The organism is Pseudoxanthomonas sp. 22568 (genome assembly GCF_052044485.1).
Taxonomy (GTDB): Bacteria; Pseudomonadota; Gammaproteobacteria; order Xanthomonadales; family Xanthomonadaceae; genus Pseudoxanthomonas_A; species Pseudoxanthomonas_A beigongshangi.
The window spans coordinates 45766-68683 of record NZ_JBQENC010000014.1 but is presented as its reverse complement, the minus strand read 5'-3'; the positions used below and the strand labels follow the sequence as shown (position 1 = coordinate 68683).

Below are 22918 nucleotides of genomic sequence, written 5' to 3'. Positions count from 1 at the left end.
ATGATGGAAGAAATCCTCAAGGCGATAGGGACATCGGCGGTTGTGCCGATAGCGTCGATTGCGGTCGCGGGCTATGCGATCACGATGCTGACAGGACTTCACAGGACCAAGAGCCAGCAGCGAACCGAGTTTCTCGGCCTATGGAAGGGCGTGGAACAGATGGACGATATGGCGCTAGAAGTTGCCACTCGACATTTGTGCGGGACCTATTTGCCGGCGGGTGTCATCCGCCGGATATGCGCGTCGGACCATTGCGCGGACGGTATCTTTCAGGTCGCGCAGCTTTGGCCCCTGTATCAGTACGACCCGGTTGGCAGAACGGTTGTCTGGGCCAAGTCCCGGTATGCAACCGCGAAGGGGCTGGCGGTTACTTCGTTCCTGCATACCCTTGGGTACTTTCTACTGGCTTTATCAGCGGTCGGATTTCTGGTGGCCGCCGTCAGTGGTGGTCCGAAGAGCCTGTTCGCCTGGATCTGTGGTGTGAATTCGGTGCTGTTCGTCTTCCTGGCATTTATCTTTTTGTCCAAGGCGGAGACGTTTACGCTTGCCAAAAAGGAAGGGGCGCGTTGGCTGGAAAGACTGACCGGTGGCAATGGCAGTGAACATTCCTCGGCGACAGCGCCAAACAAGTAGACACGGGAATCACACCGGCAGCGGGCAAAACGCAAGAATCTTTAGGCAGAGAACATGTTCATCCACCGGACAAAGCGAAAGAGAAGCCCGCGCAGATGGGTATGGCGCATGGCGAGAATCGTGGTTGCGTCAATGGGCGTCTATGGTCTGTACATGATCGTTACAGGGCTGTCCGACGGCGAATTGCCGCTGTACGGCAGGTACACCAAAGGAGCAATGGTTGGATGGGCCGAAGAACCCATCGGATTCTGCCTCGCGCTTGTACTGCTGGCTGGCGGCAGCGCCCTCATGTTGTGGCTTGCGATTGCTGACTGGGGCGAGTCCTGATCTTTCGGCTGCTCTGAACGACTGAAATTCACTTGAACCAAATGTCGCCGCAGTACGCTCCCCTCCCAAACCCGACTCCCGAGGCCCGCCATGATCCCGCGCATCCAGCCCTGCCTGTGTTTCGACGGCAACGCCGAAGAAGCGGCCCAGTTCTACGCGGACACCTTCGCCGATAGCCGCATCGACAAGGTCAACCGCGCGCCCGGCGACTATCCCGACGGCAAGCAGGGCGGCGTGCTGACCATCGAGATGACGATTCTGGGCAAGCCCTTCCTGCTGTTGAACGGCGGGGCCTCGTTTACCTTCAGCGATGCGATGAGCTTCCAGGTGTCGACGGAGGATCAGGCGGAAACCGATCGCTACTGGAAGGCCATCACCGAAGGCGGCGGCCAGGAGATCATGTGCGGCTGGTGCAAGGACCGTTTCGGCCTGTGCTGGCAGATCACCCCCCGGCGCCTGATCGAGCTGGTCAGTGGTGGCGGCGAACAGGCCGAGCGCGCGTTCAAGGCGATGATGGAGATGAAGAAGATCGACATCGCGGCGCTGGAGAAGGCGGTGGCGAGCTAAATACTGATGGAATGATCCGATGGACTTTTCCTCGTTACCTCTGAAGCATATCTCCGTCCAGCCCTCGGGAGCTGGCACGGTTCACAACGTCCATATCACCGGTGAGTCAATGCGAAGTGCGCTTAGGCAGGTGATCAGGGCCTTGCCTGTTGATGCTCTCATTTATGTGCCCGTTCCGGACGACAACGACTCCACATTGGATGTCCGCCGAACCGAGGCGGAGCTGTTGGTCCGGCGAGGTCGTCACGCACCTCAAAAGGGATGGCGACACGCCAGCGAAGACGAAGCAGTGGAATGGATTTTCGATGGGGCGTCCCGTTCTTTGGGTGCGCAGACCGGGCTGTGGATCTCGATTCCAGATAGTCCTGTTCCTTCGAAAGGAGCGGGCCAGGCCAATGAAGGCGAATGACTCCTGCCGGTGCTATCTTTCGCCCCCATGAGCACAGCCACCGACACCATCAAATTCAAGGCGAAGCTGTCCCGGCCGGCGGAGCCGAAAGGCGCGGCCTGGACTTTCCTGGTCCTGCCGGCCGAGGCCAGCGCGAAGCTGCCCACGCGCAGCCAGGTGACCGTGGACGGCAAGCTCGACGGGCATGCCTTCCAGGCGACGCTGGAGCCGGATGGGCAGGGCAGCCACTGGCTCAAGGTGGAAAAGAAACTGCGCGAGGCCGCCGGCGTGTCGGTGGGCGATATCGTGGCGCTGGAAATGGCGCCGGTGGCGGTCGAACCCGAACCCAAGGTCCCGCCCGATATCCGCAAGGCGCTGGCCGAACACCCGGCCGCCAAGGCGCAGTGGGCCACCCTCACCCCGGTCGCGCGCCGCGACTGGATCCAGTGGATGACTTCCGGCAAGAAAGCCGAAACCCGGGTGAAGCGCATTGCTACCGCGTGTGATCAGCTGGAGTCCGGCAAGCGCCGGGCCTGCTGTTTTGATCGGTCGGGGATTTACAGCAATGCGTTCTGTGCGCCGGAGGCGGCGGAGTAGGGTTGACGTGAAGGCTCGCCACAAACCCCGATGCACACGAAGCAATGCAGAAAAAAACGAGGTAGGAGCGGCCTCCGGCCGCGATCTTTTTGCGCGATCGCCACGACCCTCACCGTCGCAATCATCGGAACCGGACATCGCGCGGGAGAGCTCGCGGCCGGAGGCCGCTCCTACCTGGGGTGGATATTCGCCCGTGAGGGCCTCGAGGGCATCAGCGCATTCCAGACATGCGGCAAGGCTGCATAGGAGAGCACCTTGGCAAGCTGGTCAGTGATTGCTTACAGGGACTTCTGGGACGTGCCGCGCATGGTAGTTGCGAGGCGTGGCGAGGAAACTTTTTTCTTTTACTCCCGCTTCGATGAAGAACTGGATGACTTCATCGGCCACTACGAGGTCTGGCGGATGCCATCGTTGGCAGAGGAAGACCTTCAGGGTTCATGGGAAGGGCTGGAATTGCGGGCGCTGGAACGGATGCCGGATATCGGTCTACGGGAGCTGCCATTCCCGTTTGTTCAACGGGGTTCCGGTAGAGGAGATGGCTGATGGTTCACAGAGATACCAAGGAGCGTGCATGAGCTGGATATGGGGCGCCCTCATCGCGGTTTGGTTGATACTCAACTTCTTTGCCTCCGCCAGGGTTGTTGGCGACGCCGACATGCCGCGTTCGCGCCGTGTGGCCCAGCTTGCGCTGGTGTGGCTGGTACCCGTATTGGGGGCGGTCGTCTGTCTTGCCTTCAGGGCCACGGTTACGCTCGGCGACAAGCCATTCATGGATCGGACCGCGTTCGCGAACAATGCGGATGCGACTGGCGGGGAGGCGCCTGGAGCTTCCGGGAGCGGCTTTGACGGATGTGCCGGGGGCGGTGGTGATGGGGGATGTTCGGACTAGTCTGGTGTGCGCGTCGATGTTGTTTGTGGATGTGGCTTTCCGATGTGTCAGCGTTTGGATGTTTGGCTTTTGATGGTGATCCGGGCTGCCGGGATTTCCGGTCGCGACTTACGTCGCTCCTGCAAGGGATGGAAGGGGGCGGTACCCGGGTGGCCGGGTACCGGTGAGGCGGGTTATTTGCGGGTGGCCAGGAGGCTGCGGATTTTGGCTTCGGTGGTGTCGTAGTCGCCTTCGCCGAAGTGCTGGTAGACGACGCGGCCGTTGGCGTCGATGAGGTACAGCGCGGGCCAGTACTGGTTGCCGTAGGCGTTCCAGGTTTCGTAGTCGTTGTCCTGCGCCACCGGGTAGGTGATGCCGAAGCGTTTCACCGCCGCCTGCAGGTTGGACAGTTTCTTTTCGTAGCCGTATTCGGGCGTGTGCACGCCGACCACCACCAGGCCCTGGTCGCGGTACTTGGCATGCCAGTCCTTGATGTGCGGCATCACCCGCACGCAGTTGATGCACGAGTAGGTCCAGAACTCGACCAGCACCACCTTGCCGCGCAGGGCGGCAAGGGTCTGCGGCGGGCCGTTGAGCCATTGGTCGATGCCGCGGAATTCCGGTGCGACCGGCGCGGGCGAACTGGCGGTGGGGGACACCGGATCGGCCTGCACGCTGGGAGAGCAGGAAGCGGCGAACAGGCAGGCGGCGAGCAGGGTGGAGAGGGAAGCGATCTTGTTCATGGTCAGAGTCCTTGCGAGACGGGGGGAAGCCACTGGGTGGCCCAGGCCGAGACGAACACGTCGTACTGGGTCAGTTGCAGCACGGCGACACCGACGGCCAGCGCGCCGAAACCCTGGCGCAACCGACCGGCATGGCGTTTGAGAAACGGCAACCGGTCGTTGATCCAGTGGCCGCCGTAAGCGATGAGCAGCATCGGCACGCCGGCGCCGGCCGCGTACAGGCCGAGCAGCGCGCTGGCCTTGCCCGGTGCCTGCGAGGTCGCCGCGAGCGACAGCACCGAGGCGAGTACCGGTCCGGCGCAGGGCGTCCACGCCAGGCCGAGTGACGCACCCACCAGCAGCGCGCCGGGACGGCCGCCGATGCGCGGACCGCTCCAGCCTGCCGGCACGAGTTGCTGGCGCCATTGCTGGAACAGCATCACCAGCCGATCGAACGGCGCGGGCCAGAAGCAGGCCAGGCCGGCCAGCAGCAACACGCTGATGGACGCGGTGCGGATGACGCCTTGCAGTTCGCCGGAAGAGGCGGACAGCGCGCCGAGCAGGATGCCGCCGGCGGCGAAGGTGCCGACGAAGCCGGCGATCACCCACAGCGGGCCGGCGCGACCGCCGCCGGTGCTGGTGGCCAGCACGATCGGCAGCACCGGCAGGATGCAGGGAGACAGGATGGTGGCCATGCCGGCGGCGATGGCCAATGCGTATTCGATCATGGGAAGAGACTCGCGTGCGGGATGGAGGCCATTGCAACGCGCGCATGTCACTGGGCTGTGTGCGGCGCCCGGCGGTTTTGTATCCGGACGTGTCCGGGACCGGGCGCCGCGTGCTTCGTTACCGAACGGGATCAGACGATCCGGATCTGCACGTCGATATTGCCGCGCGTGGCCTTGGAGTACGGGCAGGTGCGGTGCGCTTCATCGACCACCGCCTGCGCCTGCGCGGGATCCACGCCAGGCAGCGAGATATTGAGACGTGCCTGCAACTGGTAGCCGTCGCCGACCTTGCCCAGATCCACCTCGGCGTCGATGGCCAGATCCGCCGGCAGGGCGATGCGCTGGGCGCGCGCGGCGATCTTCATCGCGCCTTCGAAGCAGGCCGACCAGCCGGCGGCGAACAGCTGTTCGGGATTGGTGCCGGGACGGCCGCTGCCGGGCGGCGACAGCGCGGTGTCGAGCTGGCCGTCGTCGCTGCGAGCGTGGCCTTCGCGGCCGCCGGTGACGCGGGTCTTGCCGGTGTAGAGGACGGTGTCGAGTGTGTTCATGGGAATCTCCTGTGATGGGTGGGTGTTGTGGGTTGGAGCGGGAGAGGAACGCCGTGGACTCACGGCGCGTAGCGGGTGAACACGTAATCGCGATCGCTCACGCGGGCGGCGTGGCAGGCATGGCAGGTGCGATGCTGGGCTTCATCGACCGGACGCCCGTCGATGAAGCGCCCGTAGCCCCAGCCGCCGGTGGACGCGTAGCGCTTGGAATCCTTGACCATCACCTGCACGGTGGTGGCGGCGCCGGGAATGGAGGCCGGTTCGAAATCCGGCGATTGCTCATGTTTCCAGGCGCGCTTGACCAGCACGCTGCCGTCGGGGAAGGGGCGGATGTTGTCGCGGTAGGCGCGCATGGCGATCGGGTTGCCGACGATCACACGCAGTTCGTCCAGCGGCGCGGCTTCCTGCGCGGGCGCCACCAGCGGCCAGTCGCGGTAGCCGTCCGGCAGTTGCACGCCATAGATCGGCGCGGCGGGCGAGCGGCTGCCGTCGCGTGCTTCCACGATGCCGATCAGGCCGAGCGTCAGCGCGGCGGCGCCGAACACGCCGGCGGCAATCAACAAGCGTCTCATCGCGCACCTCCCTTCGCGTGGGCCAGGTGGGTGGCGTCGATGACCGCCTGCACGAAGGCCTCCGGCGCTTCCTGCGGCGGGTTGTGGCCGATGCCGCCTTCGAAGGTGCGGTGCTCGTACTTGCCGGTGAATTTGCCGGCGTAGGCCTGCGGCTGCGGATGCGGCGCGCCGTTGGCGTCGCCTTCGATGGTGATGGTCGGCACGGTGATGGCCGGGGCCTGCGCCAGTTGCTGCTCCAGTGCCGCGTACTTCGGTTCGCCCTCGGCCAGGCCCAGCCGCCAGCGGTAGTTGTGCACGACGATGGCGACGTGGTCCGGGTTGTCCAGCGCGGCGGCGCTGCGCGCGAAGGTGGCGTCGTCGAACTTCCAGCGCGGCGAGGCCAGCTGCCAGATCTGGCGGGCGAAGTCGTGCGTGTACTGGGTGTAGCCGGCGCGGCCGCGATCGGTGGCGAAGTAGTACTGGTACCACCATTGCAGCTCGGCCTGCGGCGGCAGCGGCTTGCGGCCCGCGTCCTGGCTGCTGATCAGATAGCCGCTGACCGCGACCAGCGCATTGACCCGCTCCGGCCACAGCGCGGCGACGATGTCGGCCGAGCGCGCGCCCCAGTCGTAGCCGGCCAGGGTGGCGCGCGGAATCTTCAGCGCGTCCATCAGCGCGATGACGTCGGAGGCCAGCGCCGCCGGCTCGCCGTTGCGCGGCGTGTCGGCGGAACGGAAGCGGGTGCTGCCGTAGCCGCGCAGGTGCGGAACGATCACCCGGTAGCCGCGCGCGGCGAGTTGGGGCGCGACCTGGGCATAGCTGTTGATGTCGTAGGGCCAGCCGTGCAGCAGGATCACCACCTCGCCCTTGGCCGGCCCCAGATCGGCGTAGCCGATGCTGAGATCACCGGCGTCGATCTGCTTGTCGGCGATCAGCGCGGGCGTGGCGGTGCTGGCCGGTGCTTGGACCGGCGCGGCGGCGGCGGTGCCGGAAGCGAGCAACGCGGCCAGCAGCCAGGACACCAGGGGCAGGCGGCGGAGGGAGGAAGTCGGAGCGATGGAAACGGTGTTCATGGCGATGCCTCGATGCGAAGGGAGGGGTCAGAGGGTCTTGCGCAGCGGCCGGAACGCGGCGCGCAGTTCGGCACTGAACAGCTGCGGCTGTTCCCAGGCGGCGAAGTGCCCGCCCTTGTCGAGCGAGTTGAAGTAGTACAGCGAGGGATAGGCGCGCTCGGTCCAGCTGCGCGGCGCGCGGTAGATCTCGCCGGGGAACACCGAGACCGCCACCGGCACGGTGATGCGATCGGTCTTCTGCGCGGTGGCGCTGAAGTTGTTGTTGTTGTTTTCCCAGTAGAAGCGCCCGGCCGAGGTCGCGGTGCCGGTCAGCCAGTACAGGCTGATGTCGTCGAGGATGGCGTCGCGGCCGAGCACGCGTTCGGGCTGGCCGTCGCTGTCGGTCCACTGCGCGATCTTGTCGTACATCCACGCGGCCAGGCCGACCGGCGAATCGTTCAGCGCATAGCCGATCGTCTGCGGCCGGGTGACCATCATCGCGCCGTAGGCGGCGTTGCGGCCGAAGAACGCGCTCAAGGCCTGGAATGCCTCGCGCTCGTCGGCGGCCAGTCCGGCCGGCGGCGCGGCGCCGGCGTTGATCGCCGCCATCAGATCGCCGGGCACGGTGGCCGGCATGGTCAGGTGGATGCCGCGCAGGCCCGGCGGCGGCTGCCGGCCCATCGCGTCGGAGATCACCGAACCGTGATCGCCGCCCTGCGAAACATAGTGGTGGTAGCCGAGGCGGCGCATCAGCTCGTCCCATGCGCGGCCGACCCGCTCCGGCCCCCAGCCGGTGGTGTCCGGACGCGAGGAGAAGCCGTAGCCGGGGATCGACGGGATGACCACGTCGAAGGCGTCTTCGGCGCGTCCGCCGTGCGCGGTGGGGTTGGTGAGCGGATCGATGGCGCCGAGGAATTCGAGGAAGGAGCCCGGCCAGCCGTGGGTCAGGATCACCGGCAGCGCATCGGCATGGCGCGAGCGCACATGGATGAAGTGGATATCCACGCCGTCGATGCGGGTGATGAACTGCGGCAGGTGGTTGATGCGCGTTTCCAGCCGCCGCCAGTCGTAGTCGCCGCCCCAGTAATCGACCAGCGTGCGCAGCGTCGCCAGCGGCAGGCCCTGCGAGGTATCGGCGACGGTTTCGCGATCCGGCCAGCGGGTGGCGCGCACGCGCCGGCGCAGATCGGCCAGGTCCTGTTCGGACACCTGCGCCCGGAACGGGCGGATGCGGTCATCGCCCTGCGACGTGGCGGCGCGCACGGCGGCCGAGGGCAGCAGGGCAAGCAGTCCCGCGCCGGCCGCGGCGGCGGCGGCCGAGCCGAGCAGGCGACGGCGTTCGAGATCGACGGGGAAGCGGGCATCGGACAGCGACATGGGAATCTCCTGAGGGGGAAGGGCGTGCGGATACGGGGAAATCGGCGGGACTAGATCGAGAAGCCGCCGTCGAGGGTCAGGCTGGCGCCGGTCATGTAGCCGGCCTCGTCGCCGGCCAGATAGGCGGCGAGCGCGGCGACTTCGTCGGGGTGGCCGATCCGCTTGAGCGGATTGCGATCGGCCAGCACGTCGACGATCCCGGTGGTGATGTCGGTGTCGATCGGACCGGGCTGGATGTTGTTGATGGTGATCCGGCGCGGTGCCAGATCCAGCGCCAGTTCGCGCACCAATGTGGCCACCGCGGCCTTGCTCATCGCGTACACGCTGCTGCCGACCACACCGCCGCGCACGGCGGTGTTGCTGCCGATGGTGATGACGCGACCGCCGTCCACCATTTGTGCCGCAGCGGCCTGGATGGCCAGGAACACGCCACGGATGTTGATCGCCAGCATCTGGTCCAGCATCTCCAGCGGAAACCGATCCAGCGGACTGCCGCGGTAGACGCCGGCATTGATCACCGCGACCTGCAGCGGGCCGAGGCGGGCGGTGGCATCGGCCACCGCCGCGGTGACCGCATGCGGGTCGGCGCTGTCGGCCTGTATCGCGATGGCCTGGCCACCGGCGGCCCGGATGCCGGCAACCACCTCGGCCGCCTTGTCGGCGCGCGAGGCATAGGTCAGCGCCACCGCATGGCCCTCGCGTGCCAGCCGGCGGGCGATCGCGGCGCCGATGCCGCGGGATCCGCCGAATACCAGCGCGGTCCTGTTCGAAGTCGAAAGGTCTTGGCTCATGTGCGTGTCCTCGTGGGGAGCCGGCGGAGGCCCCGTCGGCGATGGGGCCATTGCACGCCCCGGGCGTATCGGCGACGTGTCCCCGCAAGCCCGCATTTGTCAGCCAAGCCGGGGAAAACCGGCGGTCGATACATTCGGATACAAAGCGGCCGGCGGCCGACACCCGGCGGATACAGCGCGGCGGTGCAATGGCGCACCCCAACCCGAGGAGTGTTCCCATGCTGCGTTCGCTATCGCTTTCCCTGAGCCTGTCGCTGGCGGCCCTGTCCGCCGCCCTGCCCGCCACCGCCGCGCCGCGCGCGGATGCGCAGGCGCCCACCGTCATCCTCGTCCACGGCGCCTTCGCCGACGCCTCCAGCTGGGACAAGGTGGCCGAACGCCTGCGCCAGCGCGGCGTGCCGGTGGTCGCGGTGGACAATCCATTGAGTTCGCTGGGCGACGACGTGGCCGCCACCCGCAAGGCGATCGCCGCCGCGCCGGGCAAGGTGGTGCTGGTCGGCCATTCCTGGGGCGGCACGGTGATCACCGAAGCCGGCGACGATCCCAAGGTCTCCGGCCTGGTCTACGTGGCGGCGTTCGCACCGGATGCGGGTCAGACTTCCGCCCAGCAGGGCGAAGGTTTCCCGGTCGCTCCGGGCCTGCAACAGTTGCAGGAGCGCGACGGCTGGCTGTCGCTCTCCCCGGCCACGCTGGCCAGCGATTTCGCCCAGGACGTGGCGCCGGAAGAATTGCGCCAGGTCGAAGCGCACCAGTTGCCGCTCAAGGCCAGCGCGCTGGGCGAGTCGGTGACGACCGCCGCGTGGAAATCGCACCCGAGCTGGTACGTGCTCTCGCGCAACGACCGCATGCTCTCACCGGAGTTGCAGGCCGCCACCGCGCAGCGCATCGGCGCCCATCTGCGTGCGACCGATGCCGGCCACGTGTCGCCGTTGTCGGCGCCGGACGCGGTGAGCGAGGCCATCCTCGAAGCCAGCGGCCTGCCGTCCGCGCAAGCCACCGGCGACCACTGAACCGCATCGCATTGCCCGCCGTGTGCCCGCTTTGAAGGAACGGGCACACGGTCAGGCGCTAACATTCGACATCCACATAGAACCACCGGCCCCCGTGGCCGGATTTCCGGAGCAGAAGACGCATGTCATCCCACACCGATCATGTCCTGGTGGTCGACGACGACCGCGAGATCCGCCAGATGGTGGGGGACTACCTGCGCCGCAACGGCCTGCGGGTCAGCCTGGCCGCCGACGGGCGCGAGATGCGCGCCACCCTGGACACCAGCGACATCGACCTGATCGTGCTGGACGTGATGATGCCCGGCGAGGACGGCCTGTCGCTGTGCCGCAACCTGCGCGCCGGCAAGCACCGCACGGTGCCGGTGGTGCTGCTGACCGCGCGCGACGACGAGACCGACCGCATCATCGGGCTGGAGATGGGTGCTGACGACTACGTCACCAAGCCGTTCTCCTCGCGCGAGTTGCTGGCGCGCATCAACGCGGTGATCCGCCGCGCGCGGATGCTGCCGCCCAATCTCCAGGTCAGCGAGGCCAGCCGCCTGATCGGTTTTGGCCAGTGGCGACTGGATACCACCGCGCGCCACCTGCTCGACGCCGACGACACCGCCTACCCCCTCAGCGGCGCCGAGTTCCGGCTGCTGCGGGTCTTCATCGATCATCCGCAGCGCGTGCTCAGCCGCGACCAACTGCTCAACCTCACCCAGGGCCGCGATGCGGAACTGTTCGATCGCTCCATCGATCTGCTGGTCAGTCGCCTGCGCCAACGCCTGGGCGACGGCGCGCGCGAGCAGACCTACATCAAGACCGTGCGCAACGAAGGCTACGTCTTCAGCCAGCCGGTCGTGCTGGTTGGCGAGGAATCATGAATACGCCCTCGCCATCACCCTTGCCATCGCGCGCCGGGCGCTGGCTGCCGCGCACGCTGGGCGCGCGGGTGCTGTTGATACTCGCCACCGGCCTGTTGCTGGCGCATGCGCTGTCCTTCGCCCTGCTGTTCTACGAGCGCGCCGCCGCGACGCGCTCGATGATGCTGACCAGCCTGGAGCAGGACATTCCGTTGAGCGTGGCGCTGCTGGAACGCCTGTCGCCGGCCGAACGCGCGCGCTGGGTGCCCCGGCTGGAGCGTCGCACCTACCGCTACCTGCTGCGCCCGGCGCAGCCCGGCACGCCGCTGGCCAACGATCGCGCGCGGCAGGTCACCGCCGCCATCGACGATGTGCTGATGCACCGCTATGCCCTGCGCCCGCGCGCGGTGTCGAGTTCGCCCGAGCGCTACGAGGTGGAACTGACCCTGGCGGACGGGCAGCCGCTGACCATCGAAGTCACCCCGTCGCTGATGCCGATCGCGCGCTGGTTGCCGTGGGTGCTGGCGGCGCAGGTGCTTCTGCTGCTGGGCTGCGCCTGGATCGCGGTGCGCCTGGCGACGCGTCCGCTGGCCCGCCTGGCCGCCGCCGCCGAGGGCATGGATCCCGCCGGACCGCCCGAACCGGTATCGCAGGAAGGTCCGGCGGAAGTGGCCAAGGCGGCTCGCGCGCTCAACGTCCTGCAATCGAGGGTCGCCGCGCACGTGTCCGAGCGCACCCAGATCCTGGCCGCCATCTCCCATGATCTGCAGACCCCGATCACGCGCATGCGGCTGCGCCTGGAAGCGATGGACGAAAGTCCGTCGCAGATCCGCCTGCTCGAGGACGTGGATCAGATCAGCCAGCTGGTGCGCGAAGGCGTCAACTACGCGCGCGGCGCCAATGTCGCCACCGGGCCCGCGGTGCGGCTGGACGTGGGCGCGTTCCTCGACAGCCTGGTGGGCGACTACCAGGACATGGGCAAGCCCGTGCAACGCCTGGAAGGCGACAGCGCGTCTTTGAAAACCCATCCGCAGGTGCTGCGCCGCGTGATGCAGAACCTGATCGACAACGCGCTGGCGTATGCCGGCGGCGCGGAAACGCGACTGCGGTTGGATGACGCGGGGCGCGTATGCATCGACGTGCTCGATCGCGGCCCCGGCATTCCGGAGGACAAGCTCGACCTCGTGCTGGAACCCTTCCAGCGACTCGAACCCTCACGCGGCCGCGCCACCGGCGGCACCGGCCTGGGCCTGGCCATCGCCCAGCAACTCGCGCGCGCGCTGGGCGGCCAGGTGCAACTCGGAAACCGGGAAGGGGGTGGTCTGCGGGCGACGGTGGTGCTGGGTGTGTCTCTATGACCTGATGAGTCGGCTGATCAGGTCGGAACGCGCCGACTCGACCCTCAGTGCCGTTCGATGGCGGCCAGAATGGCGACCTGCGAATCCGGTCGTAGCTGACCGCGGCGTGCTTCCAGCAGAGTCAGCAGCGTCTGGCGTGAATGGGAACCCAGTGGCACGTGGCGGTCGCTCGTCTTGACCCAATCCGAGATCGCTTCATCCCACCAGGATTGGCTCTTTTCGCTCGCGGTCGGGAATTGCAGGAGCAGCAACAGCCCTTGCCAATGGTTGAGTTCCTTCAGGAGCTCGCGCAGGTTTCCGGGTGCCATGGAAGAAACCGAGGACATACCCACAATGGTGAGGACACGACTGACGTCCATCGAAACAAGCCCGGCGCTCACGAGCCTGCGTAATGGGCGCAAGAGGCGGTTTCCACCCATCTCGAGAAGCATTGCGAGTTCCGCATCGTTGGGTTGGCCTCCCGCCTTTACGAGGCCACGCAAGGCGTGTGCGCGGGTCAAGCCGCCGGGTACCGAAAGCCAGCGCCGCATTCGTGCGTCGTCCTGTGGCTGCGCATGATCCGCCAAGGCGGCCAAGGCATTTGCCGCCATGGGCGCATCGGTATCCAGCGTCGCGCGCCAATGCTGTACCGGATCCTCGGCGAATCGATTTTGAAGAATGAAACCCGCGCGTGACCGCACGCCCGCCGAGCCATCCAGCAGCAAGGGAAGCAGGCTGTCCCGAGAAAGGCCACCCTCGAGTTCGGACAGCAATTGCAACGATTCCCGTCGGATGATCGGCGACGAGGCTGTCAGACCAGACGCAGCGCGGGCCCGGATGCCGGCATCATCGTCTCCTGCGGATTCCCTGACATAGCGAAGCGCGTGCAGGCCGATGCGGGGATCGACATCACGGATCGCCAGATCGACAAGGTCGAGGCCAAGCTCTATTTTCGCTTCCAGGCTGCACTTGATGGCCCAGGCGCGTATCGGCGCGTACCGGCTGCCGATCATCTTGCGCAGCGATGACCGAGACTGCTCGCGAAGCATCCAGCCTTCCACATGTTCCCGGAACCAGTGTGGCGAGACGCGTTCGCGGGACCGCAGCCTGAGCACCATCGGCCAGATGGCAACGACATCCTCGTCGTCGCAAAGCGGAAGCAACCGCTCGACGGTCTCCTGTGCCCCCCGCTGGACCTCGTCAACCCAGTCGGCGCAGCGGATCAGCGCGGCGGCCAAGGTCAGATAACCGGGAAAAGAGGGAAGAACGCGGAGGGCCGCCTCGCGTACCCGGCCGTCGGGATGTCCTGCCGACAAGAAGAGCAAGGATTGGCGGAGCAGCGGATCGACTCCGGAATTCAGAAGATGACGGACTCCGTCGCTTGGCCAATCTCCGTAGAGCGGAGATGTGTATCCACGCAAGCGCTCATCAACGTCGAAAAGCCTGTTCGGCGGCAGACTCGGCAGATAGCTTCGCACTTCATCCACCCTCAACCCGGCTCCAGGTTTCGCGGAAAGCCAGGCGACGCAGCTACGCAGGCTTGATTCCTGTGTTTCCGCAAAGCGCGAGGCCATCGGGTTCGCGCCAAGACCCGAGAACCAGGTGCGCAAGCGCTCCATGCTCATTCGACTATTCCTCCCGTTCAACGCGTTGAAGCCGACAGCAGACAATGGCCCCGGCGCATGGGGTGCGTTCCGATAGGCCCTGCATGCACCATAAGGCAGGCGAGCCGGCAGCGCACGCCTGCGGACACGGTGCCTGTCGTCCCCGGCTGTCAGGTAAATGCGGATCCCTTGTGTCCCGCGCCGCGTGGTGAGCCAGTCAACGAACCACTGCGCGATGCGGTAGGATCCTGTGCCCCGCAAGCAGGTTTTCGATGCCATGAGCCATTCCGACGACAAGCCCGGCAAGGTCAGCCAGGAGCAGGCCGAGGACGCGGTCCGCGTGCTGCTGGAGTGGGCCGGCGAGGATCCGGCGCGCGAGGGCCTGCTGGACACGCCCAAGCGGGTGGCCAAGGCGTATCGCGACTGGTTCAGCGGCTATCGGATGGATCCGCGCGAGTATCTGGCGCGCACCTTCGAGGAAGTGGCCGGTTACGACGAAATGATCGTGCTGCGCGACATCGAGTTCGAGAGCCATTGCGAACACCACATGGCGCCGATCATCGGCAAGGCGCACGTGGGTTACCTGCCCAACGGCAAGGTGGTCGGCATCAGCAAGCTGGCACGGGTGGTGGACGTGTACGCACGCCGTTTCCAGGTGCAGGAGAAGCTGACCGCGCAGATCGCGCAGTGCATCCAGGACGTGCTGCAACCGCGCGGCGTGGGCGTGGTGATCGACGGTGCGCACGAGTGCATGACCACGCGCGGCGTGCACAAGCGCGGTGTCAGCATGGTCACCTCCAAGATGCTGGGCGAGTTCCGCGAGGACGCGCGCACCCGCGCCGAATTCCTGCGTTTCATCGAGACCGGCGGCCGCCGCTGAGTTTCGCCGGCCAGTTGCGCGCGGCTGTTTCGCGGGCTGGCCCGGACAGGTTCGCGAGGCCGGCCTGCCGCGAGGCGCGCGGACATGATCCCCACGCAATGCCATCGGAGGGCTGTCGCATGATCCACCCCGTATCCATTCGTTTTCGCCTGCTGGCATGCCTGCTGCCGGTGTTGCTGGCGGCTTGCGCTTCTCCCACGTCATCAGGACCGGTGACTCCGGCGGGACCGCTGGACGTGACGGCGCTGTTCGCCGACGCGTTGCATTGCCGCACCGATTTCCCGGATGGGCGTGATCCGGCACTGGCCGAACGCTTGCGCGCGGCCGGTGTCGAAATCACCGACCGTGCGCCCGGCGAGATCATCGACCTGCTGTACCGGTTCCGCGAACCGTTGAAGATCGACGGCACCGAGATTCCCGCCATCGTCGTGCGCGGCGACAGCGGTGTGGCGGTGATCGCACAGGCGCGCGGCGACATGGAGGGTTTCGTCCGTCGTGTGCAGGCCACGCCGCACGCACCAGAGCGGGCGGCGATCGACGGTTTCGGCGAACTGGATGTGCAATACAGCCGTGCCATGCCGTTGCGTCCCGGCGTGGATGCGACCGCACCGCGCCTGGTGATCGGGCGCGGCATCGAAGCTGCCGCCTACGCGTTCCGCTGGGGTTGCCGTTCCTACGACGGTTGAGCGTATTCGTCCCTGCGGGTGTGATTTTCAGATGCGGCGCGTGACATTGAAGAGTCCATCGACTCGAACCGGGCGTGGCGCCCGCACAATGGCGCTTTGTTTTCAGGAAATGCCGATGCCATGGCGTCATGCCAAGCCGGCTCGCATCTTGCGCCTTCTGGCCTGCGGACTGGGTCTGCTGGGAGGGACAGGGGCCGCGATGGCCGCCGATGAGCCCTACCTGCAACTGGAAGCGCGGCTGGCCGATGAGCCCTACCAGTGGCAACTGCCCGATGGCACGGTGATCCGCAAGGGCCTCAGCGACACGGCCGCGCGGGTCACGGTGGCGCCGCGCGAGGGTCACGAGGACTACGTGCTGGAGATGATCTGGGGCCGCTTTCCGGTGAAGGTGCCGGCGCACTGCTGGCCGTTGCCGGCGGCCCGGTTCGAAGGTTGCGTGACCATCCGCCCGCGCGAGGATTCGGCGTGGCAGCGCGAGCAGGCCGAGACCTTCGAACGACAGGACGCCGCGCGCCGGCAGAACCGCGAGACACGCGTCGCCTGGGCGAGCGAGCGTGTCGGCCTCAAGCAGGTGCCGCGCATCCTGGAAAACTCGCTGGCCGCGCATCGGCGCTGGCTGGCGACGGACGCGGGGCGCGCCGGTCCGGATGCGTTTTCCTGTGGCCGGCTCAAGCCCGCCGTGGCCACCGCGCCCTCGCAGGACGCGTTGCCGCGCCAGGCGATGCTGGATGACGAGCCCGGTGCGGTCGCCGCATACGCGCAGGCCGCACGCGGCGGCAACTGGCGCGCCGCCGCGGGCCTGTTCGACGCGATGCTGGCGGACGAGGATTTCGAATCGGCCCAGGTGGTCGTGGCCTGGCTGCTGAAACAGGAGGTTCCCGCCGGCTACAACAAGCTCGCCACGCTGCTGGCGGCGACGTCCGGGTATGACGGCGGCTCCGGTGGCGCTAGTGCATTGGTCGAGGGCCTGCGCCGGCATGCGGCGTGGCTGGGGGATCCGGCCGCGCAGATGGATCTGGCGAATCTTCTCGACGACGCGGGCGACGAAGCCAATGCCGCCCGTCTGCGTGACTGCGCGGTTGCGCAGAACCCGACGCTGGCAAGGTAGGGCGCGCGACACCGGTGGCGCGTGCATGGATGCCGCGCCGCTGCGATGATGGCGCGGATGAAACCCGTTCCCGATGCCTGTCCCTGCGGCTCCGGCACCGCCCATGCCGCCTGCTGCGGCCGATACCACGCCGGTGAAGCCGCGCCTGACGCCGAAGCGTTGATGCGTTCGCGTTACAGCGCGTTCGTGCGCGGCGATGAAGCCTACCTGCGCGCGAGCTGGGATCCGGCGACGTGCCCGCCGGACCTGGGACTGGACGCGCCCGGCGGCGTGCGCACCCAATGGCTGGGCCTGACGGTGAAACAGCATCGCCTGACTGGCGAGAACGCCGCCGGGGAACGCACCGCCGAAGTCGAATTCGTCGCGCGCTATCGCGTGGGTGGCGGCGCGGCGGTGCGTCTGCATGAGCTCAGTCGTTTCGTGCAAAGGGATGGCCGCTGGTTCTACGTGGACGGCGATCACCGCTGAGCCGGGGCGTCGGGTGCGGCACAGCGCGCCGTTCAGGCATGTGGTCGCCAATCGACAACGGGCAGGGCAGAGTAGGGTTCCCCACTGGCCAGGGAGGCCCGCCGATGAAACCGCTGCTGCTGTGGGCGCTGCTGGCGCCGCAGGATCCGCCGCCGCTTCCACCCCCCGCGCCACCGGTGGGTCCGCCGGCGCAATCGACGTCCGCGCCTTCACCGCCCGCCGCGCCTCCCGTGCCGGTGCGGCGGGACCCGGTATTCGACGCTTGCCTGGCGAAGATCCGGCCGTTGGCCGCGGCACGCGGAATCACGGCGGACAGCTTTGATCGGCTGACCGCCGATCTGGCGCCGGATCTGTCCGTGCTGGATCTGCTGGATGCGCAGCCGGAGTTCACCACGCCACTATGGGACTATCTCGCCGGGCTGGTCGACGACCAGCGCGTGGCCGATGGCCGGGCCCAGCTCGATCTGCATCGCGATCTGCTCGCCACGGTGGGCACGCAGTCGGGCGTGGATCCGGCGACGGTGGTGGCGGTATGGGGCGTTGAGAGCGACTACGGCCGGGTGTCGGGCAAGCGCCCGCTGCTCGTTTCGCTGTCCACCCTGTCCTGCTTCGGCCGCCGGCAGTCGTTCTTCCGCGGCGAGTTGCTGTCGCTGCTCGGCCTGCTGCAATCCGGCGATCTGCGGGATCCGAACCTGACCGGTTCCTGGGCGGGGGCGTTCGGGCATACCCAGTTCATGCCCTCGACCTATGCGCGCATCGCGGTGGATCAGGATGGCGATGGCCGGCGCGATCTGGTCGACAGCATTCCCGACGCGCTGGGTTCCACCGCGGCCTATCTGCAACGCGCGGGCTGGCGCAGCGGCGAGCCGTGGGGCTACGAGGTGAAGCTGCCGCCGGGTTTCGATGCCTCGCTGGCGGGCCGCACGAAGCGGCGGCCGCTGTCGGACTGGCTGGCGCGAGGCGTCGCCCGCGCCGATGGTGGAGCGTTGATCACGGCGGATACGCCTGCGGCATTGCTGTTGCCGACCGGCGCGCAGGGTCCGGCCTTCCTGGTGTTCCGCAACTACGATGCGATCTACGCCTACAACGCCGCCGAAAGCTATGCGTTGGCGATTGCGCTGCTGTCCGATCGCTTGCGCGGCGGCGCCGGCCTGCTGACCCCGTGGCCCACCGACGATCCCGGCCTGTCGCGCGTGCAGCGCAAGCAGTTGCAGATGTTGCTGCTGGCACGCGGCCACGCGATCGGCGCGGCCGATGGCATGATCGGCACCAATACCCGCCGCGCCATCCAGGCCGAACAGCAGGCCCTCGGTCTGCTGCCCGCCGATGGCCGCGCCGGGCAGAAAATCCTGACCGCCCTCGAACGCGCCGGCCCGCCGGTCGCACCGCCCAAGAGTCCACCATGACCTCGACGCCCGCTTCCATCCACCTCGGCGACTTCAACGGCATTCCCGCCTGGCGGATCGACACGTCCGCCGTGCGCGCGACGGTCAGCGTCCAGGGTGGACAGTTGCTGGCCTGGCAGCCGGCGGGCTTCGACGAGGTGTTGTGGTGCTCGCCGACCACGCGCCGGCCACCGCAGGCGATCCGCGGCGGCGTACCGGTGTGCTGGCCGTACTTCGGTCGCGACGGGCAACCCGCCGACGCGCCGCAGCATGGCCATGCGCGCATCTCGGCCTGGCAGTTCGTCGACGCGGTGGAAGAGGACGACACGGTGGTGCTGGATCTGGCGTTGCCGCCGGATCCGCGCACGCCCTTGCGCCTGCGCCAGCGGCTGCGCATCGGCGCCGCGCTGGAGCAGACGCTCATCACCACCCATGACGGTGACGCGGATATCGCCTTCACCCAGGCGCTGCACAGCTACTTCGCCGTGGGCGATGTGCGGCAGGTGTCCGTTTCCGGCGTGGATGGCCTGCGGTACGCCGACAAGTTCGATGGCAACGAGCACGCTCAGGCCGGCGACTGGCGGCTGGACGAACCGCGTGATCCCGGGCGCAGCGACCGCATCTACGCCGATGCCGGCGCGCGCTTCACCCTGACCGATCCGGTTGGCCGGCGCCGCATCGCGCTGGAAACCCGGGGCAGCCGGTCGCTGGTGATCTGGAATCCCGGCGAGGCCGGGACCGCCGCCATCGCCGACCTGCCGGCGCAGGGCTGGCGGGAATTCCTGTGCGTGGAAACCGCCAACGCCGGCGCCGATGTCGTCCGTCTGGCGCCGGGTGCGGAACATCGACTGGGGCAGCGCCTGTCCGTCTCACCTTTGTAGACGAGAGATCCACTACACTGCGGCACCTTTTTTCCGCCGTGCGTATCCCGTGACCGATGCCCCGCCTGTCAGCGGCCGCCGCGCCGCGCTGATCTTCATTTTCGTCACCGTCCTGATCGACATCCTGTCGTTCGGCGTGATCATTCCCGTGCTGCCCGGCCTGGTGCGCGAGTTCGTCGGTGGCGACTTCGCCAAGGCGGCCTGGTGGGTCGGCATCTTCGGCACCCTGTTCGCGATCATCCAGTTCGTGTCCTCGCCGATCCAGGGCGCGCTGTCGGATCGTTTCGGCCGCCGGCCGGTGATCCTGCTGTCGTGCTTCGGCCTGGGCGTGGACTTCCTGCTGATGGCGCTGGCGCAGTCGCTGCCGTGGCTGCTGATCGCGCGCATCTTCTCGGGCGTGTTCTCGGCCAGCTTCACCACCGCCAACGCGTACATCGCCGACATCACCCCGCCGGACAAGCGCGCGCAGGCGTTTGGCATGATCGGCGCGGCATTCGGCGTGGGCTTCATCATCGGCCCGATCATCGGTGGCCAGCTGGGTGCGATCGATCTGCGCCTGCCGTTCTGGTTCTCGGCCGGGCTGGCGCTGCTGAACTTCCTGTACGGCTGGTTCGTGCTGCCGGAATCGCTGCCGAAGGAAAAGCGCACGCCGCGCTTCGACTGGTCACACGCCAATCCGATCGGTTCGCTGGTGCTGCTGAAGCGCTACCCGCAGGTGTTCGGCCTGGCAGCGGTGGTGCTGATCGCCAACCTCGCCCACTACGTGTACCCGAGCATCTTCGTGTTGTTCGCCGAGTACCAGTACAAGTGGAATGAAAGGCAGGTGGCGTGGGTGCTGGCGATCGTCGGCGTGTTCAGCGTGATCGTGCAGGCGGGGCTGGTCGGACGGATCGTGCCGAAGTTGGGCGAGCGCCGCACGCTGCTGTTCGGCCTGGCCTGCGGCGTGGCCGGATTCTTTATCTATGGGCTGGCCGAAGCGGGTTGGATGTTCCTGGTCGGCCTGCCGATCAGCGCGCTGTGGGGATTGGCGGGACCGGCGACCCAGGCGCTGATCACGCGCCAGGTCGGTCCGGAAGTGCAGGGCCGCATCCAGGGTGCGCTGATGAGCCTGGTCAGCCTGGCCGGCATCGCGGGCCCGATGATGTACGCCAGCACCTTCGCCCTGTTCATCGGCAAGAACGCGCCGGCGCACCTGCCGGGCGCACCGTGGATGCTGGCGTCGCTGCTGCTGTTCATCGGCCTGCTGGTGGGGTGGCGTTTCGCCCGGCCGGCGCCGGTATCGCACGCCTGATCATCCGGACCCGCCGAGGGACTCAACCTCCGGCACTGTTCGCCGTGCCCGCGATGGGAGATGCTCGCGCCGGAGACATACGACGAGGTGACCCCATGCGCGGAATGATGTTGCTTGCCCTTGCAGTGGTGCTGGCCGGTTGCGCCAGCCAGCCCGAGTACTACGACACCAACGCGGCGGTGGACATGAATCCGCTGTGCGCCGGCCGCCCGGACAATCCGAATGATCCGGTGTCGAAGGACTGCGAACGCACCAGTGGCGTGCGCTGGTCGCAGGATGAGAAGAGCAGCCAGCCGCTGGATCTGAGCGGGGCGAAGAAAAAGGACGACTGAGGCGCGTCGCCCGGCGAGCGCATTCCGCGCCGGGAGGCGGCCTGCCGGCGCGCAGGCCGGAGGCCACCTCCCTCCACCGCCGACCACGCCCCGGACGGGAGAGAGACTTCATTCGGGGCGTAGGCCGGCGATGCCGCGTCAGTCGTTTTCGACGTGGACGATCGCGCCGCTGGTGGCGTCCAGATGGATCTCAACGTCATTGCCGTCGGCGCGCTCGGCCTCGGCCTTCCACATGCCGTCGTCGAAATCGACGTCATGCACCTTGGAGTAGCCGGCGGCGGCCAGTTTCGCCTTGATGTCGTTCTCGCTGAAGTTGGACACCAGCGCCTCGGCCTTAATGTCGCCGTTGGCCGGATTCACGCGCACGTCGACGCGATTGCCGTCCGCACTGGTGGCGTCGGTCTCCCACATGCCGTCCTCGAAATCGAGGTCGTCCATGCGGGTATAGCCTTTCTCGGTCAGCAGCGCCCGTACCTGCGGTTCGGTCATCGCGGCCTTGGCGGGATCCTGCGCCTGCTGGGTTTGCGCCTGCGCCAGCAGCGGTGTGGCGGCCAGCGCCAACGACAACAACCAGAGCTTGCGGGAAGGGCGGATGAAGGAAAGCGTCTGCATGGTTCGCTCCTGTCGGGAGGGAACCCAATCCTGCCGCCGTCGACTTCACCGGCGGATGAACCCGCTGGAAAGACGGCGTGAACCGTTCGGCGAAATGAAAACCGCGTGAGCGCGGCGTTCTATCCGCGTCGCCAGATCAACAGCGTCACGACGCCGGCGATCAGACCCCAGAACGCCGATCCGATGCCCGCGATGGTCAGGCCCGAAGCCGTCACCAGGAAGGTGATCAACGCGGGTTCACGATGCGATTCCTCGCGCAGCGCCGCCGACAGGCTGTTGCCGATCGTGCCCAGCAGGGCGATGCCGGCGATCGCCATGATCAGTTCCTTCGGGAACGCGGCGAACAGCGCGGCCACGGTGGCGCCGAAGATGCCGACCAGCACGTAGAACACGCCCGCCGCGATCGCCGCGACGTAGCGCCGATCCGGATCCTCGTGGGCTTCGCGGCCCATGCAGATCGCGGCGGTGATCGCGGCCAGGTTCAGCGCGAACGCGCCGAACGGCGCCAGCAGCAGGTTCGCCACGCCGGTCCAGCCCACTGCCGGCGAGATCGGAATCGCATAGCCGGAGGCGCGGATCACCGCCACTCCGGGCACGTTCTGAGACGCCATCGTCACCACGAACAGCGGCAGCGCGATGCCGAACAGCGCGGGCAGCGAGAAGCTCGGGAAGATGAAGATCGGCTTCGCCAGTTCCCAGCTCAGCCCGTCGGTCTTCAGCTGGCCGAGCCCGGCGGCGAAGGCGATGCCGACCAGCAGGGTGAGGATCACCGCGTAGCGCGGCAGCAGCCGGCGCGCGAGCAGGTAGACCACGAACATGGTCAGCGCCATGCCCAGCTGGGTCTTCATGGCGACGAAGGCGTCCAGGCCGAAGCGCAGCAGCACGCCGGCCAGCATGCCCGAGGCCAGCGACACCGGGATGCGGCTGATGGTCTTCTCGAACAGGCCGGAGAAACCGGCGGCGGTGATCAGCCCCGCCGAGATCAGGAACGCGCCGATGGCATCGGACAGAGGCAATCCCGCCGCGCTGCTGATCAACATCGCCGCGCCCGGCGTGGACCAGGCGGTCACCACCGGCATGCGGTAGCGCAGCGACAGGCCGATGCAGGTCAGGCCCATGCCAAGGCCAAGCGCCCACATCCACGAACTGATTTCCGCCGGCGACGCGCCCAGCGACTGCGCGGCCTGGAACACGATGACCGCCGAACTGGCGAAGCCCACCAGCACGGTGACGAAACCGGCGGCGACGGCGGACAGGGAGAGATCGCGCAACAGGTGGCGCGGCGGGGAAGCGTTGGACATGGCGATGCCGCTCAACGGAACCGGAGCAT

The 22918-nt window shown here is 67.4% G+C and carries 27 protein-coding genes; 17 read left to right on the top strand and 10 right to left on the bottom strand.

Annotated features, from left to right (window positions below; genetic code table 11):
- The 6 genes from ACTJI2_RS16390 to ACTJI2_RS16365 all read left to right on the top strand — a co-directional run bounded on the left by ACTJI2_RS16390 (window position 1) and on the right by ACTJI2_RS16365 (window position 3055).
- The gene (locus ACTJI2_RS16390; protein ID WP_192198223.1) at window positions 1-633 is read left to right on the top strand and encodes a hypothetical protein; all 633 of its coding nucleotides are present in this window, start codon (window positions 1-3) and stop codon (window positions 631-633) included.
- Window positions 634-741: 108 nt separating this feature from the next.
- Window positions 742-960, top strand: a complete 219-nt coding sequence (locus tag ACTJI2_RS16385; RefSeq protein ID WP_183639987.1) for a hypothetical protein — start codon at window positions 742-744, stop codon at window positions 958-960.
- Between the two features lie 90 nt (window positions 961-1050).
- Entirely contained in the window at window positions 1051-1527 is a 477-nt protein-coding gene (locus tag ACTJI2_RS16380; protein WP_203322009.1) for a VOC family protein, read from the top strand.
- Between the two features lie 19 nt (window positions 1528-1546).
- Complete coding sequence (locus tag ACTJI2_RS16375; RefSeq protein WP_440842744.1) at window positions 1547-1936, top strand: hypothetical protein; 390 nt, start codon at window positions 1547-1549, stop codon at window positions 1934-1936.
- A 27-nt stretch (window positions 1937-1963) separates the two neighbouring features.
- Window positions 1964-2512, top strand: coding sequence for a YdeI/OmpD-associated family protein (locus ACTJI2_RS16370; protein ID WP_440842743.1), 549 nt, complete (start codon window positions 1964-1966; stop codon window positions 2510-2512).
- A gap of 255 nt (window positions 2513-2767) precedes the next feature.
- Window positions 2768-3055: a hypothetical protein gene (locus tag ACTJI2_RS16365; protein ID WP_203322006.1), complete on the top strand. Its 288-nt coding sequence runs from the start codon at window positions 2768-2770 to the stop codon at window positions 3053-3055.
- 519 nt (window positions 3056-3574) lie between these two features.
- On the opposite strand, the gene ACTJI2_RS16360 is transcribed toward ACTJI2_RS16365, so the two are convergent.
- The 7 genes from ACTJI2_RS16360 to ACTJI2_RS16330 all read right to left on the bottom strand — a co-directional run bounded on the left by ACTJI2_RS16360 (window position 3575) and on the right by ACTJI2_RS16330 (window position 9149).
- The gene (locus tag ACTJI2_RS16360; RefSeq protein WP_440842742.1) at window positions 3575-4123 is read right to left on the bottom strand and encodes a thioredoxin family protein; all 549 of its coding nucleotides are present in this window, start codon (window positions 4121-4123) and stop codon (window positions 3575-3577) included.
- A gap of 2 nt (window positions 4124-4125) precedes the next feature.
- Window positions 4126-4830, bottom strand: coding sequence for a cytochrome c biogenesis CcdA family protein (locus ACTJI2_RS16355; RefSeq protein WP_440842741.1), 705 nt, complete (start codon window positions 4828-4830; stop codon window positions 4126-4128).
- A gap of 131 nt (window positions 4831-4961) precedes the next feature.
- Window positions 4962-5378 (bottom strand): organic hydroperoxide resistance protein, encoded by a 417-nt coding sequence (locus tag ACTJI2_RS16350; protein ID WP_183640000.1) that lies wholly within the window; start codon window positions 5376-5378, stop codon window positions 4962-4964.
- A 59-nt stretch (window positions 5379-5437) separates the two neighbouring features.
- Entirely contained in the window at window positions 5438-5950 is a 513-nt protein-coding gene (locus tag ACTJI2_RS16345) for a cytochrome P460 family protein (protein ID WP_141454858.1), read from the bottom strand.
- Window positions 5947-7002 (bottom strand): alpha/beta fold hydrolase, encoded by a 1056-nt coding sequence (locus ACTJI2_RS16340; protein ID WP_440842740.1) that lies wholly within the window; start codon window positions 7000-7002, stop codon window positions 5947-5949. The genes ACTJI2_RS16345 and ACTJI2_RS16340 overlap by 4 nt, the downstream gene beginning before the upstream one ends.
- Window positions 7003-7029: 27 nt before the next feature.
- Window positions 7030-8358: an epoxide hydrolase family protein gene (locus ACTJI2_RS16335; RefSeq protein ID WP_440842739.1), complete on the bottom strand. Its 1329-nt coding sequence runs from the start codon at window positions 8356-8358 to the stop codon at window positions 7030-7032.
- Window positions 8359-8408: 50 nt separating this feature from the next.
- Window positions 8409-9149 carry an SDR family NAD(P)-dependent oxidoreductase gene (locus ACTJI2_RS16330; protein WP_192198214.1) on the bottom strand — a complete coding sequence of 247 codons (741 nt, stop codon included), beginning with the start codon at window positions 9147-9149 and terminating at the stop codon, window positions 8409-8411.
- 218 nt (window positions 9150-9367) lie between these two features.
- On the opposite strand from ACTJI2_RS16330, the gene ACTJI2_RS16325 reads away from it, so the two are divergent.
- The 3 genes from ACTJI2_RS16325 (at window position 9368) to ACTJI2_RS16315 (ending at window position 12362) form a co-directional block, all read left to right on the top strand.
- The gene (locus tag ACTJI2_RS16325) at window positions 9368-10159 is read left to right on the top strand and encodes an alpha/beta fold hydrolase (protein WP_440842738.1); all 792 of its coding nucleotides are present in this window, start codon (window positions 9368-9370) and stop codon (window positions 10157-10159) included.
- A 122-nt stretch (window positions 10160-10281) separates the two neighbouring features.
- Window positions 10282-11025 (top strand): response regulator, encoded by a 744-nt coding sequence (locus tag ACTJI2_RS16320; protein ID WP_141454854.1) that lies wholly within the window; start codon window positions 10282-10284, stop codon window positions 11023-11025.
- Window positions 11022-12362 carry a sensor histidine kinase gene (locus ACTJI2_RS16315; RefSeq protein WP_440842737.1) on the top strand — a complete coding sequence of 447 codons (1341 nt, stop codon included), beginning with the start codon at window positions 11022-11024 and terminating at the stop codon, window positions 12360-12362. Before ACTJI2_RS16320 ends, ACTJI2_RS16315 begins: the two co-directional genes overlap by 4 nt.
- 44 nt (window positions 12363-12406) lie before the next feature.
- Here ACTJI2_RS16315 and ACTJI2_RS16310 read toward each other — a convergent pair whose 3' ends face one another.
- Complete coding sequence (locus tag ACTJI2_RS16310) at window positions 12407-13966, bottom strand: hypothetical protein (RefSeq protein ID WP_318288165.1); 1560 nt, start codon at window positions 13964-13966, stop codon at window positions 12407-12409.
- 256 nt (window positions 13967-14222) lie between these two features.
- Here ACTJI2_RS16310 and folE point away from each other — a divergent pair, with 256 nt between their 5' ends.
- From folE to ACTJI2_RS16270, 8 genes are all read left to right on the top strand, one after another.
- Window positions 14223-14825: a GTP cyclohydrolase I FolE gene (folE, locus tag ACTJI2_RS16305; protein ID WP_141454851.1), complete on the top strand. Its 603-nt coding sequence runs from the start codon at window positions 14223-14225 to the stop codon at window positions 14823-14825.
- A 119-nt stretch (window positions 14826-14944) separates the two neighbouring features.
- Window positions 14945-15511, top strand: a complete 567-nt coding sequence (locus ACTJI2_RS16300) for a hypothetical protein (RefSeq protein WP_318288166.1) — start codon at window positions 14945-14947, stop codon at window positions 15509-15511.
- Window positions 15512-15626: 115 nt separating this feature from the next.
- Window positions 15627-16619 carry a hypothetical protein gene (locus ACTJI2_RS16295; protein ID WP_318288167.1) on the top strand — a complete coding sequence of 331 codons (993 nt, stop codon included), beginning with the start codon at window positions 15627-15629 and terminating at the stop codon, window positions 16617-16619.
- Window positions 16620-16676: 57 nt separating this feature from the next.
- The gene (locus tag ACTJI2_RS16290; RefSeq protein WP_440842736.1) at window positions 16677-17087 is read left to right on the top strand and encodes a YchJ family protein; all 411 of its coding nucleotides are present in this window, start codon (window positions 16677-16679) and stop codon (window positions 17085-17087) included.
- 104 nt (window positions 17088-17191) lie between these two features.
- Entirely contained in the window at window positions 17192-18493 is a 1302-nt protein-coding gene (locus ACTJI2_RS16285) for a lytic murein transglycosylase (protein WP_318288168.1), read from the top strand.
- The gene (locus ACTJI2_RS16280; RefSeq protein WP_440842735.1) at window positions 18490-19353 is read left to right on the top strand and encodes a D-hexose-6-phosphate mutarotase; all 864 of its coding nucleotides are present in this window, start codon (window positions 18490-18492) and stop codon (window positions 19351-19353) included. Before ACTJI2_RS16285 ends, ACTJI2_RS16280 begins: the two co-directional genes overlap by 4 nt.
- A 49-nt stretch (window positions 19354-19402) precedes the next feature.
- Window positions 19403-20644, top strand: a complete 1242-nt coding sequence (locus ACTJI2_RS16275) for a TCR/Tet family MFS transporter (protein ID WP_440842734.1) — start codon at window positions 19403-19405, stop codon at window positions 20642-20644.
- A gap of 110 nt (window positions 20645-20754) precedes the next feature.
- Window positions 20755-20976, top strand: a complete 222-nt coding sequence (locus ACTJI2_RS16270; RefSeq protein ID WP_440842733.1) for a hypothetical protein — start codon at window positions 20755-20757, stop codon at window positions 20974-20976.
- Window positions 20977-21114: 138 nt separating this feature from the next.
- Here ACTJI2_RS16270 and ACTJI2_RS16265 read toward each other — a convergent pair whose 3' ends face one another.
- Window positions 21115-21588 (bottom strand): PepSY domain-containing protein, encoded by a 474-nt coding sequence (locus ACTJI2_RS16265; RefSeq protein ID WP_183640032.1) that lies wholly within the window; start codon window positions 21586-21588, stop codon window positions 21115-21117.
- Window positions 21589-21707: 119 nt separating this feature from the next.
- Window positions 21708-22889: a benzoate/H(+) symporter BenE family transporter gene (locus ACTJI2_RS16260; RefSeq protein ID WP_440842732.1), complete on the bottom strand. Its 1182-nt coding sequence runs from the start codon at window positions 22887-22889 to the stop codon at window positions 21708-21710.
- Between the last annotated feature and the right edge of the window lie 29 nt (window positions 22890-22918).

Coding starts and splice junctions, on each gene's coding strand:
- ACTJI2_RS16390 (WP_192198223.1), top strand. CDS start 1: ATGATGGAAGAAATCCTCAAGGCGATAGGGACATCGGCGGTTGTGCCG.
- ACTJI2_RS16385 (WP_183639987.1), top strand. CDS start 742: ATGGCGAGAATCGTGGTTGCGTCAATGGGCGTCTATGGTCTGTACATG.
- ACTJI2_RS16380 (WP_203322009.1), top strand. CDS start 1,051: ATGATCCCGCGCATCCAGCCCTGCCTGTGTTTCGACGGCAACGCCGAA.
- ACTJI2_RS16375 (WP_440842744.1), top strand. CDS start 1,547: ATGGACTTTTCCTCGTTACCTCTGAAGCATATCTCCGTCCAGCCCTCG.
- ACTJI2_RS16370 (WP_440842743.1), top strand. CDS start 1,964: ATGAGCACAGCCACCGACACCATCAAATTCAAGGCGAAGCTGTCCCGG.
- ACTJI2_RS16360 (WP_440842742.1), bottom strand. CDS start 4,123: ATGAACAAGATCGCTTCCCTCTCCACCCTGCTCGCCGCCTGCCTGTTC.
- ACTJI2_RS16355 (WP_440842741.1), bottom strand. CDS start 4,830: ATGATCGAATACGCATTGGCCATCGCCGCCGGCATGGCCACCATCCTG.
- ACTJI2_RS16350 (WP_183640000.1), bottom strand. CDS start 5,378: ATGAACACACTCGACACCGTCCTCTACACCGGCAAGACCCGCGTCACC.
- ACTJI2_RS16345 (WP_141454858.1), bottom strand. CDS start 5,950: ATGAGACGCTTGTTGATTGCCGCCGGCGTGTTCGGCGCCGCCGCGCTG.
- ACTJI2_RS16340 (WP_440842740.1), bottom strand. CDS start 7,002: ATGAACACCGTTTCCATCGCTCCGACTTCCTCCCTCCGCCGCCTGCCC.
- ACTJI2_RS16335 (WP_440842739.1), bottom strand. CDS start 8,358: ATGTCGCTGTCCGATGCCCGCTTCCCCGTCGATCTCGAACGCCGTCGC.
- ACTJI2_RS16330 (WP_192198214.1), bottom strand. CDS start 9,149: ATGAGCCAAGACCTTTCGACTTCGAACAGGACCGCGCTGGTATTCGGC.
- ACTJI2_RS16325 (WP_440842738.1), top strand. CDS start 9,368: ATGCTGCGTTCGCTATCGCTTTCCCTGAGCCTGTCGCTGGCGGCCCTG.
- ACTJI2_RS16320 (WP_141454854.1), top strand. CDS start 10,282: ATGTCATCCCACACCGATCATGTCCTGGTGGTCGACGACGACCGCGAG.
- ACTJI2_RS16315 (WP_440842737.1), top strand. CDS start 11,022: ATGAATACGCCCTCGCCATCACCCTTGCCATCGCGCGCCGGGCGCTGG.
- ACTJI2_RS16310 (WP_318288165.1), bottom strand. CDS start 13,966: ATGAGCATGGAGCGCTTGCGCACCTGGTTCTCGGGTCTTGGCGCGAAC.
- folE (WP_141454851.1), top strand. CDS start 14,223: ATGAGCCATTCCGACGACAAGCCCGGCAAGGTCAGCCAGGAGCAGGCC.
- ACTJI2_RS16300 (WP_318288166.1), top strand. CDS start 14,945: ATGATCCACCCCGTATCCATTCGTTTTCGCCTGCTGGCATGCCTGCTG.
- ACTJI2_RS16295 (WP_318288167.1), top strand. CDS start 15,627: ATGCCATGGCGTCATGCCAAGCCGGCTCGCATCTTGCGCCTTCTGGCC.
- ACTJI2_RS16290 (WP_440842736.1), top strand. CDS start 16,677: ATGAAACCCGTTCCCGATGCCTGTCCCTGCGGCTCCGGCACCGCCCAT.
- ACTJI2_RS16285 (WP_318288168.1), top strand. CDS start 17,192: ATGAAACCGCTGCTGCTGTGGGCGCTGCTGGCGCCGCAGGATCCGCCG.
- ACTJI2_RS16280 (WP_440842735.1), top strand. CDS start 18,490: ATGACCTCGACGCCCGCTTCCATCCACCTCGGCGACTTCAACGGCATT.
- ACTJI2_RS16265 (WP_183640032.1), bottom strand. CDS start 21,588: ATGCAGACGCTTTCCTTCATCCGCCCTTCCCGCAAGCTCTGGTTGTTG.
- ACTJI2_RS16260 (WP_440842732.1), bottom strand. CDS start 22,889: ATGTCCAACGCTTCCCCGCCGCGCCACCTGTTGCGCGATCTCTCCCTG.